Here is an 18,551-nt window from a genome sequence, read left to right as displayed (position 1 = left end):
AAAGTCCTGAAGCTTCAGGGAAATATAGGAATAAATTAAAAACAATATTGGAAAGTGATAAGCATGAGCAAATTGGAAAAACTTCTTAATGAACGTGGCCCTATCAGAAAAATAGGAGTACTTGGCATGGGTTATGTAGGAATCCCTGCAGCCGTCCTGTTCGCAGATGCTTCCTGTTTTGATAAAGTACTGGGTTTCCAGCGAGATTCAAAAAGCTCAGGCTACAAAATTGATATGCTTAACAGGGGAGAAAGCCCACTTAAAGGAGAAGAACCGGGCCTTGAAGAACTTATCGGAAAGGTTGTAAAAGCAGGCAAGTTCGAGTGTACACCTGATTTTTCCAGGATTTCCGAACTTGATGCAGTTACACTTGCAATTCAGACTCCTTTTGCAAACCCCAGAGACCTGGAACCCGATTTCAGTGCTCTTATAGAAGGGATCAGAAACGCAGGAAAATACCTGAGGCCGGGCATGCTTGTAGTCCTCGAATCCACAATCACTCCCGGGACAACCGAAGGGATGGCAAAACAGATCCTTGAGGAAGAGTCCGGTCTGAAAGCAGGAGAAGATTTTGCCCTTGCCCATGCCCCTGAAAGGGTAATGGTAGGCAGGCTTTTGAAAAACATCAGGGAACACGACAGGATCGTGGGCGGAATTGACGAGGAAAGCACGAAAAGGGCTGTTGAGCTGTACTCACCCGTGCTCACTGTCGGAAAAGTTATTCCGATGAGTGCAACTGCGGCAGAGGTTACAAAAACTGCAGAGAACACTTTCCGCGACCTCCAGATTGCAGCAATCAACCAGCTTGCCCTTTACTGTGAAGCTATGGGCATAAATGTCTATGACGTCAGGACCGGGGTTGACAGTTTAAAAGGTGAGGGTATCACAAGAGCTGTCCTCTGGCCAGGAGCCGGGGTTGGAGGCCATTGCCTGACCAAAGACACGTACCACCTGGAAAGAGGAGTCAAGATAGGAAAGGGACAGCTGGACTATCCAGAAGGTGCGGATTCGATCTATGTGCTTGCCAGAAAAGTCAATGACTTTATGCCTGCGCACATGTACAACCTGACTGTTGCAGCTCTTGAGAGGCTTGGAAAGGAAATGAAAGGCTCAAAAGTTGCAATGCTCGGCTGGGCATTTATCAGAGACTCGGACGATGCCAGGAACACACCTTCGGAACCGTACAGGGACCTCTGCCTGAAAGCCGGAGCCAGTGTTACGGTGCACGACCCGTACGTTGTCAATTATCCGGATGTTGAGATCTCGGATAACCTGGAAGAGGTTGTAAAAGGTGCAGATGCTGTAATCGTGCTTGCAGGGCACAGTGCATACTCTGATGTTAAAGCCGATTGGGTAAAAAAAGTAACAGGGAAAACTAATCCGGTAATTATTGACGGGAGAAATGTAGTTAAGCCGGACGAGTTTATTGAAAAAGGGTTTGTATATAAGGGGATTGGGAGGGGAGATAAGAACTCACATGAGATAATATGAAGGGGAAAATTCCCCTTTTTAAGACGAATTTGTCTTTTATATCCGGAAAATAGGACGAGAACTATGTTTAAAAAACTGAAGGAAAACGAGGAACTCTGGGACCTCTTTACAAGAAAAGAAGAGTACGATCTGGCCTTTCGCGACAGGTATGAGAGGTTTCCGTACTACCTGAGCAGCCACAGGAATATTTTTGAGCCGAGAGTTTCCAGATTTTTGTTAGAAAACGGGCTGAGACCGCAGTATCCGGACGGAAAGAAGTTTGCGGTATGCCTCACACATGACATCGACGGTGTTTACCCGGAAAAACTATACCCGCTTATCGGGTCCATTAAAGCCCTTGCCAGAGGGAACCTGACCGAAGCTATGAAAACTCCTTTTTCCAGAGTTAACAGGAAATGGAATCCATGCTGGAATTTCAGGGAAATAGTGAAGCTGGAAGCAAAATATGATGCAAAATCCAGTTTTTATTTTCTTGCCCTGAATCCTGAAGAAATGGACTTTAATTATAATATTAAAGATCTGGAGTCCGAACTCGGCTTTATATCCGACAGCGGATGGGAAGTTGGCCTGCACGGCGGGCATGACTCTTACAACAGCCTTGAAGATATCAAAGAAAAAAAGAGTCGGCTCGAGGAAGCCCTGGGTAAAAGAATTATAGGGTACAGGAACCATTTTTTAAGATTTAGCGTCCCGGATACATGGGAATTGTTGAGCAAAGCCGGGTTCAAATACGATACCACACTCGGGTATGCGGACTGCGCAGGCTTCAGAAACGGGATGTGCCATCCTTTCAGGCCTTTCAATTTGAATGAGGGGCGTCCGATCGACATTATGGAGATTCCACTGACGATTATGGACCGTTCCCTTCTGAGAGACTACATGCGCCTTGATGTCAAAAAAGCCTGGGAATGTACGAAGCATCTTATCAATACTGTTGAGAAGTATAACGGCGTGATTACTATCCTCTGGCATAATAATACATGCATTGAAGGAGAGAATCTTAAATATTACGAGAAAGTCCTTGAGTACTGTGCCGGTAAAAACGCCTGGATTACCAGCGGAGAGGAAATCTATAACTGGTGGACCAGTCAGATTGAACCCGGGATCTAAAAAGACATTGCTATGTTGCGAAATAAATCATAGTTGCTAAATAAATTACGAGAATATAAGGATCACTAAAAAGTAAAGATCAGTTAAAAGTAAAGACCAGTTAAAAGACGAAATTGACCTTAATTTACAAAAATAATAAAATGACATCAATCGGCAGCTCAAAGAAAATTCTTTTTTGCCAGATATATGGCTGCCTCAAGAGGATTAACCTGATTGATGTTGACCTGAGGAATCCTGGCTATTAGAAAGTTAACAGTGACTTTCTGTTAAAGGTTCAAGAATTATTTTATCCGTAGAGTAAGAGACTATTTTTGATTAGAGACTAGTGCCATGACTATTTTTGATTAGAGACTAGTTTTAATTGGAGACTATTTTTAAATAGAGACTATGTGATCAGAGATTATTTGATCAGAAATTATAGTCCTCCGGTAACGGGAACAAGAAGTAACCATCTGGAGATATCATTGAGAGTACCATCCGGATAAAGGAACTAATAGGAACCAGTAACTATGAAGCCTTCCAGACTATAAAGCCTCCCAGACTATAAAGCCTCCCAGAAAAGATTTTATTCATTTATATTTACAGAAAAGGAAAATTTCCCATATGTTTTATTGTTCAGCATGGCTTCATTAACTTTACACATCTCAGGAAAAAGATTCAGATTTTCTTAAAGCTTAATCATGCCTGCAAAAGTTCCGTAATTTAATGCTTTTATAATGCAGGTTGTCACTAATGGGAAAAAGGTGCTGTTGGTCGGATGAGTTTATAAAGGATAATTTGTGTATAGGAAATTGGGAAGGGAAGAAAAAAGGCATAGGATAAAAAAGTAAGGAAAGGTCAGGGTACTGAAATTCTGAAGAGTTGAAATTCTTAAAGGGCAAATGTTACCGCAGGAGTTTAAATATTCACTTCAGAGATTTAAAAACTTCCAGTCGCCTGATCTTAAAAACGACTTCCTTTGCTTTAAGGTACTGGCTATGGATGAAAAGACAGCAGAAACAGAAGAAAAGCCATCTAAAAACGAAAAGAAGGCAAGTTTTGTATCAGATGTATTGACACTTGCAGGCGGAACAACTTTTGCTCAGATCCTTACGATTCTGGCAGCTCCTGTTCTGACTCGCCTTTACGGACCGGAGGATTTTGGAGTATGGGCTCTGTATATTTCTATCACCAGCATTCTAAGCGTGATTTCATGCTTGAGGTACGAATATTCTATAATGCTACCTGAATCAGACGAGGAAGCGGTAAATCTTTTAGGTCTGAGTATCCTCGCAGTTCTGGCTGTAACCGGTTTGACCGTACCATTTGTCTGGTACTTCAAAGCCCCGATGGTTGATCTTCTAAATGCTCCGCAGATAGGAAACTATCTCTGGCTTGTGCCCCCGTTCGTATTTGTAAACGGAGTTTTTCTCGCACTCAACCACTGGAACTCAAGAACAAAACTCTTCAAGAGACTCTCCTTCTCAAGGGTTTCCAGTTCGGTTTCGACCACTGCAACCCAGATCACCCTCGGACTTGCGGAACATCCCCCGACTGCGGCCGGCTTAATCGGCGGCAGCCTTGCAGGCCAGTCTGTAGCTACATTCGTACTTGGAGGACAGATCTGGAGGGATGACAGAAAGCTAATAACAAAGAGCATGAGCTGGAAAAAGATATATGAAGGCTCTATACGGCACCGCAACCTTCCGTTTATAGACAGCTGGTCTGCCCTTATGAACTCAATTTCCTGGCAGCTACCGGCTTTTATCCTTTCAGCTTTTTTTGCTCCTGCGGTAGTCGGCTTTTATTCCCTCGGGTTCCGCCTGCTCCAGTTACCCATGAGCTTTATTGGAGGATCAATCTCACAGGTATTTTACCAGAGGGCATCAAGGGCAGTATCCGAAGGTACACTTAATATTCTTGTTGAAAATGTTTTCAGAATGCTCGTACTCATAGGCATGTTTCCGATATTGATTCTCACAATTGTCGGAGGCGATGTCTTTACCGTGATTTTCGGAAGGGCCTGGACAGAGGCAGGAGTTTACGCCCAGATCCTGAGCCTCTGGGCGTTTATATGGTTTATTTCATCTCCTTTAAGCACGATATATCTTGTCGTAGAAGAACACCATTTTGGCTTTAACTACAATTTCTTCAATCTGACAACCCGTTTTCTATCCCTCACAATCGGAGGCCTGCTGGGAAGTGCCCGTATAGCCCTGATGCTTTTCTCAATATCAGGCATTGTGGTTTACGGGTACCTTTGCCTGAAAATGATGTACTACTCAGGGGTAAAGAACTCAAAAGCCCTGAAAATAGTATTCTCAAACTTTGTCCTTTTTATCCCTGCAGGAGCAGTCATTACAGCTCTCAAAACAGCAGGTGTAAATCAGGCCCTTCTTGTTGTAATCTCCGGTTTAATTATCTGTATTTATTATCTTTATATACTGAAAACAGATAAACAGATAAAAGAAATTATATATGAATTCAAATCTCCGGGAAAAACGTAAAAAGCGTAAAAAAAGCGTGAAAAAGCATAAAAAAGCGTGGAAAGAATAAGAAAGCATAAAAAGCGTAAGAATTCTTCAGCTGGCGTCTCAAAAACAGGAGCCCTGGAAAAATCACACCTGCTCCAGAACAGTAAACAAACACTGGCTGATGAACATATCAACCCGGTTAATCTACAGATTTTCGGAGACATGATAAACCTGCAACCATCTTCACATATTTAATAAATCAAAAAATAGCCTGCAAATAAAAAGAGATCTCAATATAAAAAAATTCCATCAAAAGTCGAAGGCTGCTGGAGTTTCATACTGTATGCAGAACCCATAACAATGGACTGTAATCAATATGATACATGCTAAGAACAGAGCATTATATACAATGCCTGATGAGAATTACTGATAGCCATGCTATTCCTAATTATAACAAAATTCATATTTAGCAGAAAGCCATATAAACGATAACATAAAATATAAATAGACGTTCTTGAAAGATATCGTTATAAAAGCCAGTATGTATTGAAATTTTTTACCGCCAAAAGCCGGAATATTGATGGGAAAGGCACATAAATGTGCTTATTTATCTGCGTGTATCTCCGGATTGTTAGCGTGTTATTTGCATATTATTTACGTGTTATTTGCGTATTGTTTGCATGTTATTTGAATACTATCGGCTTATTACCTGAAGTTACGCGATTCAAATAAAAACCGTATCGAAAAAAATTCAGGATTTTGCTTTTTAAGGGGATTATTTTCGTGAAACTTTTTGTGAAACTCGCTTCCGCTTTCATCCAGAACCAGAGGAACCGACAAAAACTGAGACTCCTGTTTTGGCTTTCTGCAGTTATATATCTGCTTGCTATCCCCGGAACTGCTGCCGATAACTACTGGGAACTTATCCCTGAAAATCCGGTAGTTGGGGACACGATAGAGATAAGAGGGGCCAATTTTACGGGAGAGACAGCAGAGGTGCGGGTCTCTTTTGAAAAGGATGTTCGGGTGTTAGACGGCAAATACGAGTATCTGCTTGAGGACGTGAAAATCTCGCCAGGGTTCAGTAACCGTTTTAGCGTACAGGCAAAAGGAGCCGAGGACCTGAACGTGAGGGTAAAGATGATACTGTGGATAACCAGAACTGCAAAAGCAAAAACAGGGAGCGCCACAGTCTCCCAGTCAGGAGTCCCTCCAGGAAACTATCGGATAAGGATTGACGGGAAATCAAACGCCTCTGATGTCGAGCTCAGAATTACGGGGCTCCAGCAGGTCAAAGTAGACTCAGGGAATTTCAGTTATAAGTACGATACTAAATCGATACCCGCAGGCATTTTTGAAATAAAGGCAGGGAACGTTACAAAACAGGTTACCCTGCAGCCGGCAGAAAACCTGCTTTCAGATACGGCACTTTCATCGGAACAAAAAGAGGACCGAAAAGAAGAATTTTTCCGGGACTGGAAAGCCTGGAAAGCCTGGAAAACCTGGAATATATGGATTAAAGGGATCTTAACCGGAGTGATATTACTCTTGATTTATTCAAGAATTAAAAAGCGTTAAAGTTATGAGAAAAGGTCATGAGACGTGTTAGAAAGCAGAAGGAACTTTTAGAATGTAAAAAGGCTTTTTAGAAGACAAAAAAAGTATTTAGACCCTTAAAAATCCCGGGATCTCTTGCAAATCTTTTTGATGACAAATAGGATTTTAAATAGATGAATGTTGCATAATACTAAAAATAAGAAAAGGTTAACACCTAAAACCTGAAAAGGAGCAAGAAACTCGAGATCAGGCAGGAAAATAGTATCTAAGAGGTGCAATAATTGAAGAAAAGAGCAGGAATGTATAATGAAGTTTATATTGGAACATCCAGGTTAATCCTGACAGTTCTGAGTTTTATTTTGTTGTTTAATTCAGCTGCAGCGGCATTTTCTGAAGAAGAGCCCTGGGTTGCAACTATTGAGAAGGACGGAAACAGTGTTTATTTTGCAGACCACAATGAGAGCCTGACTGAAGGTGGCTGGATCCTCCTTAGCGGAGGAAACGAAATTCGGCTTCCACAGCCTCTTAATTTCACGTACAACGGGACGGACAGCCTGAAAAGTGAGGGAGCGACCCTTGAACTGAAATCAGGGGCATATTCCGGAGACAATACTGAAATAGTTCTTACATACCCGTATTCCACGCATCCATTTTACACTGCAAAAGAGAAAGTGAAGGTAGATTTCAAAGGTCCTGCAGCCTTCGGGCAGCAAAAAGTTAATGTTTATCTGGTCGAGGGGCTTAATCTCAGTTTCCTTAAGGAGGCATTTACGGATGTCAGGAAGGACAACACCAGGAGCCTTAAGGAGATCTTCGATAACAGCACGAATTCCACAACTCTGATAACCACCGCAACCCTGGACAAAAACGGAGATCTTCCAGCCACCCTGACTCTTGACCCCCTTCCGGCTGGCAGTTACGGGGTACTCATAATGCTGGAAGGCAATGAGAATAAAAAATCCGAGTCGGAAAGGAAGGTTCTTTCAGCAACATGTTTTGAGGTTCTGGAATACGAACTCAAAGTAAAAGCCCCGAACAACCTCAAAGAATGTGATGACCTTGAAGTCAGCCTGGACCTGAAGAAAGCTCCGGCTCAGGGGAGTTATACATATGGAGCCCTATTGATAAGGGAGGACGCCTACCGCGCAGAAATAAATGTCAGCTCCAACGGGACGAGAGCCGGGACCGAGATCTTCGTTAACGGAATTGATATCATCAATGAATTCGGCATTAACTCTACAAACTACGAGTCCAAGCTCAACAGAGATGAGCTCACAACCGAAATTCAAACCATGATCGGAGAATGCAATGGCACGCTAAGTATAGGAGATGAGAACCAGAACACACTTTCTCTGACAACCTTCGACCTCCCTCCAGGAGACTACCTCCTCTTTGCAGGTGCCTATGAAAAAGGCAAAGGCCTTACAGGAATAGCCCAGACAGAGCTGACAATACGCGAAGTCAAAAAATCAAACGGATCAGACAAAAAACAAAAAGACAGCTCAGAATCTACCAGCGTTTCGATAAATGATAAAACATCTCCCACACTGAAAACCGAGCAATCAATCCTTGATACCTCAAGTTCACTCGGACTCGAAGATCTCGAACCTCAGATTAGAGGAAACATTCTCGAGGCAGGTGTCATAAAAAATCCCCCTAAACTGGCTTCATTCTTCATAGGTTTTCTGGGGACGCTCATGATAGGAATTACGATACTGAAGAGAAGGCACTAAAACGCACTAAAATACACTAAAACACACTAAAACACACTGAAATCGAAAAAACCGAAAAAACTGCAGAGGAAAAACCGGGACCTGAGAGAGCTGAAGAAAATAAGGAGCCATCTAACCGGGTGACTGCAGTTTTTAATTTTTAAAGTTTATCTTTTTACATTTAGTTTTTAAAGCTTTAATTTTAATTTAAATTATATAAAGTTTTAATTTTAATTTAAATTTAAATTTTAATTTTATTTTTAATTTTTAATTATTTTCCAGTATTGTAAGACTGTAAGCTTCAGGGACTTGCCAGGAGAATGCTTAACAGGTTTTAAAGGATTTCTCGCAAAACCCCGAAAAAATATATCAAAAATATCTTAAGCACGTGCAGTTATTTCGCAACCTCAATTTTTCAGGCGCACCCTCCAAAAGCCCTGACTTTCACCTGGATTTTTACAGGGAAGCCTGTGTACTGGAGGCTGAAGAGTTTCGGAACGGAAAGTGGGATGAAAACAGAAAATACAGAAAGGCTTAAGCTATACAAAATTGAAAAAATCAAATTAGTGTGCCGGATATTTTTGATCAAATGGTGTTCAGGAGATGACTTTTGCTTTAATAAGAGCTAACTCGCGTTCTATACTTGAAACTCTTTCGTCAAGGTGAGACCTGAAATTATCCCGGCTTAAGCGGATTTCGGATGTTATTTCCACCCTAGCGTGATCGATTTTATTGCCCAGCACATCAATCTTCCCGCCGAGAGAATCCATTTTTCCACCAAGGAAATCGATTTTCCCACCCAGATAATCCATTTTTCCACCGAGGACATCGATTTTCCCGCCAAGAGAATCCATCTTTCCACCGAGAACGTCAATCTTCCCGCCAAGAGAATCCATTTTCTGGCCAAGGTTTGAATTTATTTCCCGGATATATCTTGCAGCCACATCCATTCTTTCATAAGTTGCAGTGGTCAGATCCTCATCTCTGATAAGTTCAAATTCTGTATACTCACCTGCTGACTTTTTGTAGGTCACTTCAATATTTTCTACACGGATGGGATATTGAGTGATATTAATCTTTTTGATTAATTCGCTGATGGTGTCTTCATCCCCCTCGCAAACAACCTGTACTGTCCCGTCATCAAGATTTTTAACATATCCATTGAGATTCAGATTAAAAGCAATTTCATCAATGAAATCTCTGAAACCTGCTTTTTGGACTCGACCATATACTTTGATCTCGGCACGTTTCTCCATATGAAACCTATTTTCTTAACAGGAGATAAACTTTGTTATCCCGAGTTTAGCTGCCCGAGTTTAGCTGCCCGAGTTTCGCTTCGGGATCACAGGAAATCGAAGATTTTCTGGGAGTTGCACTGCAAGTGCAACAGCACGAGGTCTGTTTCACTCGCTTCGCTCGCTCAAGCAGACTAACTTATAAAATTGCAGCTTTTACCTTCCAAAATGCGCCTTACCCGAATTGCGTCTAGCCTGAATTGCGTCTAGCCTGAATTGCGCCTCGGGAGTATGCATCCTTTTCGCTGCGCTCAAGAGAAATGCTTTATGGGGTATATAGGTGAACTTCACTAAAGAGGAAGTTTATGGCCTGGAATTATACTTTACTCAGGGGATTAAAGAAAAGAAAGAGCAAAAACATCCTGAGAGCAACTGTTTTCAAGATCCAATTTTTATTTTTCGCTGGTTGGCAGGTGATTTCCAGAATTCAAGTAGGTTCGATAAACCTTCCATGATTGCAAGAGATGCTGGAATCCCTCCAGGTCCCTGTAATATTATATGCCCTACCTGATCAACCTGGGTTATAAAAAATAAAACCAGGCCAGTACTTCCTGACTGGTCCGATTTTGAAAAACTGGATAATCAGGAAGTTTCAGATGGAAAGTTGAACTCCAGATTTATCAATCAAGCCCGGGAGATATGACTTTTTGCAACCAGTGCAGAGGCAGGCCAGGAAAATTATGAAGCATGCACAAATTATAAACAGAGGTAAACGTAAAGTCATATGTGATCAGCTGTATGCAGTCCTTTACGCCACAACCAGATCTTGAACAGCTCGAACAGAGCTTAAGAGAATTTTTCTCTAAAATTGAAGCCGTTATAGTAGCTTATCTTTTTGGATCAACTGTGCGTGGTGAAGCTAATTGCCTGAGCGACATAGATATAGCTGTACTTTTTGATGACACTTTTCTACAAAAGGAAGCTTTTGATCTTCAGCTGGAATTGATGGGCGAACTTACAGGCATTCTTAAAACAGACAGTGTAGACCTTGTGGTACTCAACAATTCTCCTCTCCTTTTGACATATAACATTATACGTGACGGGATAATTATAAAGTCCGATGAGCCTTCAAGAGTAAAGTTTGAGACAAAAATTATGTCCAGATACCTTGACGAGCGGTACCACATTAAAAGGCATGCAAAAGAGAGCCTGAAAAGGATAGCAGAGAGTGGGTTTCGATGATAGAAGAGATTAACTTCAAGCTGGAGCAACTTGGAGAGTATGTCAGAACCCTCAGACCGGAGTTTATAAGATCTCATAAAAATCGTGGTGCAGCTATGGATATTATGTAGGTCTAACAAGAAATTAATTAAGTTCCAAACTTGTTTCGTTCAATTTTGGCGTCGCCACATATTGAACTAGCCCACCGATTGATACTTATATGATTTTCACCATATTATACTAAAGAAACCATAATAGGGCGTCTTGTTACAGAGATCCTGTGTTAGACCCCATATGGTGGGAAATTAACTATTTTTGTGCCACACCGATTTATTTAATTGGTTCTATATTTGTCGGTTTTATATTAAAATGCTTGGAATTGTTACCCAACATAATTAATTTTTTGTTAGACCCTATGTAGATCATGTCGCTTGATGTGGCTTTATACTATAAAGTATAAACTCCGGTCAGAGAATACCAACCGTGTGATATTGAAGAGATAAGGAACAATCGTACTTTAAGGGGAGCGATTGAGAGGTATATGGAGATCTCCCTTGCCTGCATGATTGATATCTGCGAGATGATCATTTCCAGCGAGAAATTGAGGCGTCCGGACACTTACAGAGAAGTTATTCTGGTGCTTGGCCAGCACGATATCCTCCCAGAGGAGTTCGCCAAAAAGCTGGCACCAGCAGCCGGTTTTCGAAATGTGCTTGTCCACATGTATGCAGATATTGACCTGAAAAGGCTTTACTCCCATCTCCAAAATGATATTGACGATCTGGAACTTTTTGCTGAATACATTGCAAAATACCTGATTTTCAAACACGAATAATTATGGTAGTTTTAGCCGAATTGAGCCACCTGAGCTTTGCTTCCCGAATTGCGCCTCGCCCGAATTGCGCCTCGGGAGTACGCGGTCCGCTTCACTCGCTTCGCTCGCTCAAGCAGACTCGTATAAAGGATAATTGCAGCTTTTTTTATAGCTGCATTTTCATAAAAACGATACTTAGGCTGGGAGGGTAGTTTTGCAGACTTACGGCTTTGTCCGGCTATCTTAGACTACCACCCTCACTCCTACGGCTCTCCGGCAATTTAACATGTTACAGCTCTGTGTTCACAGAGTCTGGCGATTTTCCACGAGCTTACGGTCTGTAGAGAGCAGAGGGATATTTGGTTCCCAGTCTATAAAATAGTGTCGTGGGGGCTCTTATAAGTGTATTTGAATGTTGGTATTGATGTTGCTAAGAATATACATGAAGCCTGTATTCTGAACGATAAGGGAGAACAGATTGGAAAATACATCAAAATTAAGAATTTAAAAAGCAGTATTGAGAAGTTCAGAGAACGTGTAAAATCAACCGCAGGTGAATTAGATCTAATTCCAAGGATTGGAATGGAAGCCACTGGAATATACTGGTATACCATATATTGTGAACTTTCGAAACACTATGAAATCCATCTTTACAATCCTTCTCAGGTAAGGGGGTTTGCAGCAGTCAACGTTAGGGGAGCAAAAACAGATCAAATCGATGCAAAAACAATTGCGGGAATGCTTCAATTCGGGCAAGCCCCAAAAATCTGTTATGGCGATAAAATGAGAATGGAACTGAAGGAATACTGTAGATTCCATTTCAAACTGAAATCAGAGGTGGCTAACCTGAAGAAGCGGGTAATACGCAACATGCATCTTATTTTTCCTGGATATGACCAGATGTTTTCAAGCATATTCACAAAAACATCAATAGCTATTCTAAATGAAGCACCAAGACCCTTTGATATGCTTGAAATGGGAGAAGAAAGGCTCTTTGAATTGATGAGAAAAACGAGCAGGAATCATTACAGTCCTGAGAAAGCAAGAGAACTTTTAGAAATGGCGAAAGATTCAGTTTCTCCTGACTTTATTGAGGAGGCTTTACTATTTGAAGTTGAGTCTCTGCTGAAACTGATTGAATATATAGAAAACCAGATAAAAGAAGTGGAAACCAGGATTTCGGCTGCATGGAAAACGGTGAAGGATAAGCATTATCTTCAGACAATTCCGGGAATCAGCGATTTAATGGCAGCTATGATCTGGGCTGAACTTGGAGATGTGGAAAACTTTCAGCATCCTGACCAGATAGTTGCTTTTGCAGGATATGATCCAAAAGTAAAACAATCTGGGAACAAGGAAGTTATTTCAGGACCTAACAAAAAGGGATCAAAACTGCTAAGATGGGTTTTGGGGAGAGCTGTTGTGCAAGCAAAGCTGTTTAATCCGGTAATAGAGCAGTATTTTATGAAGAAAATGAGTGAGGGGAAGCACTACAATACTGCACTCTGTGCATCAGCTAAAAAGATGATAAGGATTATCTGGTCTGTAGAAAAGAACAAAAGACCGTTCCAGATACCGGGATAAAGTAAATTGAGAGGGGGAACTGAGAAAAATGATTGAAAAAAGGTAGCTGTGGCTATGGATTTTTATCGGTCTATGCGAAAAGGGAAGGAAGAGTTTTTGGGTTGAGGAGCAAAAAAACCTTTTAGGCATATTCATGGAAATTTACCGCGCTATCAGCGCGGCTTTTTCATAATAATTCCCCTTGATGAAAAAATCGAATATAAAAAATCATTTATAACATGTCTAATTTATGGTTTAGAACTTAGAATTATACTTTTTCTTATCTCACAGTAAAGCAATCCAAGCGGCAAAGACCCGATCGGCAAAAAAAACAGCCTTTTCTGAAAAACTATCGCCTATGTAAACACCGCCTCTATAGTCCGGCATCTCACAACCAGCTCATTTTACGACCAGCTCATTTTAAATGCATGATCAGCCCGGCTATCGAATGAAGCAGAATACCGGTAAAAGTCATAAAGACCCCGACAAGAGTGAGCAGGATCATCAGCATGGTAGGCCCGAAATCCAGGCTCTCGCCAATATAAAAGGCCCGTAAAAAACCGAGGCCCATGTATAACCCACATGCTCCAAGGATGAAACCAGGGAAGGTGAAGTAGTACAGAGGCTTATTATACTCCATGTCCTTGAAGATTTTTAACAGGACCATCAACCCGTGTTTTATAGGATTTTCGGTTGAGCAGTCGACATCGTACCTTACCCCTATGGGCACCTCTTTTACCCTTAACCCGTACCTGCCTGCGTCTGCAAGCATTTCACTCTCTATTGCCATGCCCTGAGCATTGAAGCGGAAGATACTCGTTGCAGAAGCCGAAAAGGCACGGAACCCGCTCTGTGAGTCTGTAATTTTGACTCCCGAGTTCATGACCGTGGCTTTGTCCAGGATAGTCTGGCCTATGCGTCGGTACGCAGGTGTGTCCGTGGCGTGACCATTCAGGTAACGGCTCCCATTAACCATGTCAGCTTCGCCTCTGAGGATAGGGGCAACGAGCCTGGGGATATCCGAAGGGTTGTGTTGCCCGTCCGAATCCATGGTAACTATAATATCTGCGCCCTCGGCAGCCGCAAATCCTGTCTTGAAAGCCATGCCCTTTCCTTTGTTCGGAGAGTGCACTATTACCTCAGCACCTGCGCGTGCAGCAATCTCAGCAGTCCTGTCAGAACTGCCGTCATCGACAACGATAACCCTGTCAACATACTGTTTCGAGAGCAGGACAATGCTTCCTATGGATACCTCTTCATTATAAGCGGGAAGAATCACGGTTATATTTTGAGAAGTAATTTGTCTTTCTTTTAAAATTTCATGCGGCATCGGGGATTGAAAACCATTTTCAGCCGTCAGTTTTGCACCCGTTTTAATCCACCCCTTGCTGGAAGAATAAACCTCTAATTTGAATTATATTTTGAGTCTTATGATAAAACGTAACACCATTATCCGGATTTGAAAAAGCCCTTACAAATTGACGCTGCAGGACCAATTCTTAAAAAGGAAGCAGTTTCCAGATATAAAAACTCATCTAAATGAACCGGTGCGAATAAAAATGATATATAATTGCGGGAGACAGGTTGGAAAAAGTAATACTGAGGCGTGATAAATACAAATCAAATAACTTAAATAACTGTAATGTGTAATTCACTAAAAATTAATTAATTGAGAGAATATTTTTCAATAAGGAAATGTAAAAAGATGAAGATTGCAATTATTCAGATCTAGAGGCTAAAGAGAAGATAAATTAGCCCTATATTAACAAGTTAAACTTTTTTTAGGGTACTGATCCCAAAATAGTAACTGATGTGGGTTAAAATGTCGGTTAAAATGTCTTTTGATACACCCGGTTCAAATCACAGATCAAACTCCAGATTACATGCCGTAGATATTTGCAGAGGGCTGGCGTTATTATTTATGATTGAAGCCCATATCTCTCAACCTCTGGGCTGGATATCTAACTGGTCATTCATTCTGGCAGGTCCGTTTTTCTTGATTATTTCCGGCTTTAGTTATGATCTGTTTTTGTCATCCAGGTTAAGAACTTCGTCTAAAAAGTACATCTTTCCGGAATCATTCTTCAGAGGATTCCTCATTTATATAATCCCATTAATACCCTACATAATTGTAGGCCTCTTTTTCAGTTCCCTTTTTTCTTCCGTAACAGGGCATACTTATAAGATAGATCTTTTTCACTGGGGAATATTCCAGGTTATTGGAGCCGGATATATTCTGGGGCTGCTTGTGCCCAACAATTTCAAATCAAAAATTCTCGCCACAATTTCGGCATTTATCATAACTTACATAATCAGCAATTATTTTCATGAATCTCTTAATTTTTTAATAACCGGTATTTTTCCTCTGTTCCCCTGGATAGGATACTTTTTGTACGGACGTATAGCCTATGAATTGTATCAAAACAAACAACTGAAAAATGATAAGGCTCTGTTGGTTTTTTCAGCCATCTTTCTAATTGCAAGTTCATTGATATACGCTACATTCAACGCAGATTTGCCATCAGTTGCAAGAGGCCAGTTCCCGGTATTTTTATTTTTATGCAGCCTTCACTATTTTATATTCTCCGTACTTGTTATATACATAGACCATAAAAAACTTCATTTTAGTTTCTTAGACAAATTAGAGAACATAGGTAAGATCTGTTTTACAGCTTATTATATTCATTTTTTGAGCCTATTTTTCATACAAAAACCAGTTTCAATGTTCCTCAATAATGTACCGTCTGCGATATCAAATTTAGTTATTCTTTCAGTAATAACTGTAATTCTAATACAAACCGAAAAAATCTGGAAGAATTACAATTATAAATTCGGATTTGAATGGCTTCTAAGGAAAGGAACTGAAGGACTCTTAAAACTGTACAGGATTCTGGTTATGAAAAATATTGGCTGGAAGGCAGAAAGTGAACACCGAAAGGGTGAGCACCAAAAAGGTGAGCATCAAAACATTGACCGCCGGGTATGATGGAATTGTAGACGGCTGTGAGAGTGATCAGAGTTTGCATTCAGGTGAAAACCAGTAAGATTGGAAAACCAGTAAGATTGCGGCTTCCCTTGTAAAAACAGTATGAATATCCCATTAAAAACCAGGCTCTTTCTTAACTTACTCTAAAGTGTAAACCCGGCCATGTTTTATGTCTTCGAGAGACTCTTTTATAGCTTCTTTCTCCACTAAGCTAAGAGGCTCTGGATCCACGGTAGAACTGCAAGAAGCTGATTTTCTTCCTGCAGGGGTCCTGCGTCTATAACTTACCATGTAAAAGGATATAAAAAAGAAATTAAAAAATGATTGCAGAAAATCCAGCTTAACCAGTTAAATTGATGATACTGGCATTTAAATTAGGGAAGAAGCTGAAAAGCGAAGATCTGGAAAGGTTTAAGTTATACAATGTTAAAAAAGTAATTTATTATTGCTCCAAGAAAAAGGGTAAAAAGTGCGACTCCAACATCCCGCGTCGTGATGATACGATTCATCTTAAGCATTTCATTGTTCCTTTTTTCTTCATATTCCGAAAGACTTTCCATACTGTCATTGACTTGTTTTCTAATGCTCTGCAAATTTTTAACAATCTCAGTGTATTCTACCAGGGAATTCTGGTCTAAGGAAGCTATATCCTTACTTGCCCTCAACTGAGATATTTTTTCTTCATAATTTATGATTTCTTTTCTCAGTCCGGAATAATAGTTAGGTATAACAGTGTTGATTGTTTCATGCGAGTAGGGAGCAAGGCTTTCCTGGATCTCTTCCCTTACGTTTAAACTCAGCCAATCAAGAGTATCGTAACAGGCCCGGTAAACATGACCTATTGCTTTATCCAGATTCTGGGATACGTATTCGTCATCAGTTTTTATGTTGCTGCCCGGGTTGTCCGGATTAAGTTTTTTCCTCAGGGCTCTATTGATATGGTCATAGGCATTTCTCAGCTCATTTAAAATTTGCGGAGACGTATACCCTTCCGGATCTATTACTTCGTTATAGAGGAGCAATTCTTTGACAAAGAAATAGACATCAAGCATTTCTTGGATCTGTTCAGCTTCCCCGGAGTCAAATGAAATGGAAGACATAGCAATCAAAAAGTTTGTTTCAAAAAAAGTTTCAAAGAAAAATACGAAATATCAGGGCAATTTTGTACCGTAGACCTTTTTCTTCCTTGCTTCATATCTGGAAGCCGTATAGTACCTGTCACTGGAAATTCTTACGCTACCCCTGCTGAAGGGTAAAAATTTACTTACTTTTTCTTCATTTATACTATTCGGCCCAAATTCGGAGTCTACGATATCCATATCTTTTAATAAGGACCCCATCGCTGGTATTTTGATTTTCATACACTTATCCTGCCAGTTAAAAAAGTTCTATACTGGAGTTGCCTGAATCATACTATTTATTGCATATCATATATTTGTTTTGGCACCCGAGTTTCGCCTCCCGAGTTTCGCTTCGGGAGCACGAGGTCTGTTTCACTCGCTTCGCTCGCTCAAGCAGACTGATTTATAAAATCACAGATTTCACTTCCCGGATTGCACCTCGCCCGAATTGCGACTCGGGAGTACGCGGCCCTTTTCGCTACGCTGCGCTCAAGAGGGGTAATTTAGGGGCTTTAACAGTGAACTTTGCTCACGCGGGCTAGCTTATGGCTTAGAATTATATTTTACTCGGGAGGACTATAATAAAGAGAAGGAGAAGTCTAATTTGTAGAAATACAGATTTTTAAAACTTAATTTTTATTTTTTGCTGCCCGAGTTCCAGACAACCATTTCTGAAGTCTCGAAGGTTTTATGAAAAAATTCTCGATTAACGTGAATAAGCAGCATCGTGATGTGAAAAACTAATAGGGGTTACGGAATTTTCGCTCTCATCTACGTTGAAGATAAGGACAAAGCTTTTAAGGACATGCACTCTGCGCAGACCACAAAGATTGTTTCTTAAAGGTTTATAGTGAGAGGGGTTTTCACAGATCTCCTGTATTTTTTTGGTCAAAGAGTGTTTCAGTTGTGCATTATTCTTGCATTCTTTGTTGATTTCTTTTTTACAGGATGGAACTATGAAAAGGGCATATGACATTCCGATCACTCAAAGATGTCAGAGATGTCTTTAACCGGAGTTTATACTTTATAGTATAAAGCCACATCAAGCGACATGATCTACATAGGGTCTAACAAAAAATTAATTATGTTGGGTAACAATTCCAAGCATTTTAATATAAAACCGACAAATATAGAACCAATTAAATAAATCGGTGTGGCACAAAAATAGTTAATTTCCCACTATATGGGGTCTAACACAGGATCTCTGTAACAAGACGCCCTATTATGGTTTCTTTAGTATAATATGGTGAAAATCATATAAGTATCAATCGGTGGGCTAGTTCAATAT

General features: G+C 40.7%; 16 protein-coding genes and 1 pseudogene. 11 read left to right on the top strand and 6 right to left on the bottom strand.

The features are described 5' to 3' along the window. Positions 1-63: 63 nt before the first annotated feature. The 7 genes from ACZ5A8_RS00930 to ACZ5A8_RS00900 all read left to right on the top strand — a co-directional run bounded on the left by ACZ5A8_RS00930 (position 64) and on the right by ACZ5A8_RS00900 (position 8,861). On the top strand, positions 64-1,491 hold the full coding sequence (locus tag ACZ5A8_RS00930) for a nucleotide sugar dehydrogenase (RefSeq protein ID WP_464531718.1): 1,428 nt from the start codon (positions 64-66) through the stop codon (positions 1,489-1,491). A gap of 63 nt (positions 1,492-1,554) precedes the next feature. Then, on the top strand, positions 1,555-2,601 hold the full coding sequence (locus ACZ5A8_RS00925) for a polysaccharide deacetylase family protein (protein WP_464531717.1): 1,047 nt from the start codon (positions 1,555-1,557) through the stop codon (positions 2,599-2,601). A gap of 977 nt (positions 2,602-3,578) precedes the next feature. Beyond that, on the top strand, positions 3,579-5,087 hold the full coding sequence (locus ACZ5A8_RS00920; protein ID WP_464531716.1) for a lipopolysaccharide biosynthesis protein: 1,509 nt from the start codon (positions 3,579-3,581) through the stop codon (positions 5,085-5,087). A 36-nt stretch (positions 5,088-5,123) separates the two neighbouring features. After that, on the top strand, positions 5,124-5,309 hold the full coding sequence (locus tag ACZ5A8_RS00915; RefSeq protein WP_464531714.1) for a hypothetical protein: 186 nt from the start codon (positions 5,124-5,126) through the stop codon (positions 5,307-5,309). Between the two features lie 528 nt (positions 5,310-5,837). Then, positions 5,838-6,632 carry a hypothetical protein gene (locus ACZ5A8_RS00910; RefSeq protein WP_464531713.1) on the top strand — a complete coding sequence of 265 codons (795 nt, stop codon included), beginning with the start codon at positions 5,838-5,840 and terminating at the stop codon, positions 6,630-6,632. A gap of 260 nt (positions 6,633-6,892) precedes the next feature. Beyond that, positions 6,893-8,344, top strand: coding sequence for a TIGR04279 domain-containing protein (locus ACZ5A8_RS00905; RefSeq protein ID WP_464531712.1), 1,452 nt, complete (start codon positions 6,893-6,895; stop codon positions 8,342-8,344). Positions 8,345-8,711: 367 nt separating this feature from the next. Beyond that, positions 8,712-8,861 carry a hypothetical protein gene (locus tag ACZ5A8_RS00900; protein WP_464531711.1) on the top strand — a complete coding sequence of 50 codons (150 nt, stop codon included), beginning with the start codon at positions 8,712-8,714 and terminating at the stop codon, positions 8,859-8,861. A gap of 58 nt (positions 8,862-8,919) precedes the next feature. Here the strand turns inward: ACZ5A8_RS00900 and ACZ5A8_RS00895 are convergent, their stop codons facing one another. Further along, positions 8,920-9,579 (bottom strand): acylphosphatase, encoded by a 660-nt coding sequence (locus ACZ5A8_RS00895; protein ID WP_464531709.1) that lies wholly within the window; start codon positions 9,577-9,579, stop codon positions 8,920-8,922. A 765-nt stretch (positions 9,580-10,344) separates the two neighbouring features. On the opposite strand from ACZ5A8_RS00895, the gene mntA reads away from it, so the two are divergent. The 3 genes and pseudogenes from mntA to ACZ5A8_RS00880 all read left to right on the top strand — a co-directional run bounded on the left by mntA (position 10,345) and on the right by ACZ5A8_RS00880 (position 13,177). Next, complete coding sequence (mntA, locus tag ACZ5A8_RS00890) at positions 10,345-10,800, top strand: type VII toxin-antitoxin system MntA family adenylyltransferase antitoxin (RefSeq protein WP_464531708.1); 456 nt, start codon at positions 10,345-10,347, stop codon at positions 10,798-10,800. 457 nt (positions 10,801-11,257) lie between these two features. Further along, positions 11,258-11,614 (top strand): annotated as a pseudogene (hepT, locus tag ACZ5A8_RS00885) (type VII toxin-antitoxin system HepT family RNase toxin); the annotation flags it as partial. A 381-nt stretch (positions 11,615-11,995) separates the two neighbouring features. Further along, complete coding sequence (locus ACZ5A8_RS00880; RefSeq protein ID WP_464531707.1) at positions 11,996-13,177, top strand: IS110 family RNA-guided transposase; 1,182 nt, start codon at positions 11,996-11,998, stop codon at positions 13,175-13,177. A gap of 394 nt (positions 13,178-13,571) precedes the next feature. Here the strand turns inward: ACZ5A8_RS00880 and ACZ5A8_RS00875 are convergent, their stop codons facing one another. Further along, positions 13,572-14,486 (bottom strand): glycosyltransferase family 2 protein, encoded by a 915-nt coding sequence (locus ACZ5A8_RS00875; RefSeq protein WP_464531706.1) that lies wholly within the window; start codon positions 14,484-14,486, stop codon positions 13,572-13,574. A gap of 504 nt (positions 14,487-14,990) precedes the next feature. On the opposite strand from ACZ5A8_RS00875, the gene ACZ5A8_RS00870 reads away from it, so the two are divergent. Then, complete coding sequence (locus ACZ5A8_RS00870; protein ID WP_464531704.1) at positions 14,991-16,142, top strand: acyltransferase family protein; 1,152 nt, start codon at positions 14,991-14,993, stop codon at positions 16,140-16,142. A gap of 138 nt (positions 16,143-16,280) precedes the next feature. On the opposite strand, the gene ACZ5A8_RS00865 is transcribed toward ACZ5A8_RS00870, so the two are convergent. The 4 genes from ACZ5A8_RS00865 to ACZ5A8_RS00850 all read right to left on the bottom strand — a co-directional run bounded on the left by ACZ5A8_RS00865 (position 16,281) and on the right by ACZ5A8_RS00850 (position 18,239). Next, the gene (locus ACZ5A8_RS00865; protein WP_464531703.1) at positions 16,281-16,433 is read right to left on the bottom strand and encodes a hypothetical protein; all 153 of its coding nucleotides are present in this window, start codon (positions 16,431-16,433) and stop codon (positions 16,281-16,283) included. Between the two features lie 125 nt (positions 16,434-16,558). Continuing rightward, complete coding sequence (locus ACZ5A8_RS00860; RefSeq protein WP_229387304.1) at positions 16,559-17,242, bottom strand: hypothetical protein; 684 nt, start codon at positions 17,240-17,242, stop codon at positions 16,559-16,561. Between the two features lie 51 nt (positions 17,243-17,293). Next, a complete protein-coding gene (locus ACZ5A8_RS00855) occupies positions 17,294-17,503 on the bottom strand; it encodes a hypothetical protein (protein WP_229387302.1) in 210 nt (69 codons plus the stop codon). 466 nt (positions 17,504-17,969) lie between these two features. After that, positions 17,970-18,239, bottom strand: a complete 270-nt coding sequence (locus ACZ5A8_RS00850) for a type II toxin-antitoxin system RelE family toxin (RefSeq protein ID WP_464531702.1) — start codon at positions 18,237-18,239, stop codon at positions 17,970-17,972. Between the last annotated feature and the right edge of the window lie 312 nt (positions 18,240-18,551).

It is taken from the genome of Methanosarcina subterranea (assembly GCF_055385895.1).
This window is presented reverse-complemented; position numbering and strand designations above follow the sequence as displayed.

What these genes read in the sequence shown, in the direction of transcription:
- ACZ5A8_RS00930 (WP_464531718.1), top strand. Translation starts at nt 64, where the DNA reads ATGAGCAAATTGGAAAAACTTCTTAATGAACGTGGCCCTATCAGAAAA.
- ACZ5A8_RS00925 (WP_464531717.1), top strand. Translation starts at nt 1,555, where the DNA reads ATGTTTAAAAAACTGAAGGAAAACGAGGAACTCTGGGACCTCTTTACA.
- ACZ5A8_RS00920 (WP_464531716.1), top strand. Translation starts at nt 3,579, where the DNA reads ATGGATGAAAAGACAGCAGAAACAGAAGAAAAGCCATCTAAAAACGAA.
- ACZ5A8_RS00895 (WP_464531709.1), bottom strand. Translation starts at nt 9,579, where the DNA reads ATGGAGAAACGTGCCGAGATCAAAGTATATGGTCGAGTCCAAAAAGCA.
- ACZ5A8_RS00875 (WP_464531706.1), bottom strand. Translation starts at nt 14,486, where the DNA reads ATGCCGCATGAAATTTTAAAAGAAAGACAAATTACTTCTCAAAATATA.
- ACZ5A8_RS00870 (WP_464531704.1), top strand. Translation starts at nt 14,991, where the DNA reads ATGTCTTTTGATACACCCGGTTCAAATCACAGATCAAACTCCAGATTA.
- ACZ5A8_RS00865 (WP_464531703.1), bottom strand. Translation starts at nt 16,433, where the DNA reads ATGGTAAGTTATAGACGCAGGACCCCTGCAGGAAGAAAATCAGCTTCT.
- ACZ5A8_RS00860 (WP_229387304.1), bottom strand. Translation starts at nt 17,242, where the DNA reads ATGTCTTCCATTTCATTTGACTCCGGGGAAGCTGAACAGATCCAAGAA.
- ACZ5A8_RS00855 (WP_229387302.1), bottom strand. Translation starts at nt 17,503, where the DNA reads ATGAAAATCAAAATACCAGCGATGGGGTCCTTATTAAAAGATATGGAT.
- ACZ5A8_RS00850 (WP_464531702.1), bottom strand. Translation starts at nt 18,239, where the DNA reads ATGTCATATGCCCTTTTCATAGTTCCATCCTGTAAAAAAGAAATCAAC.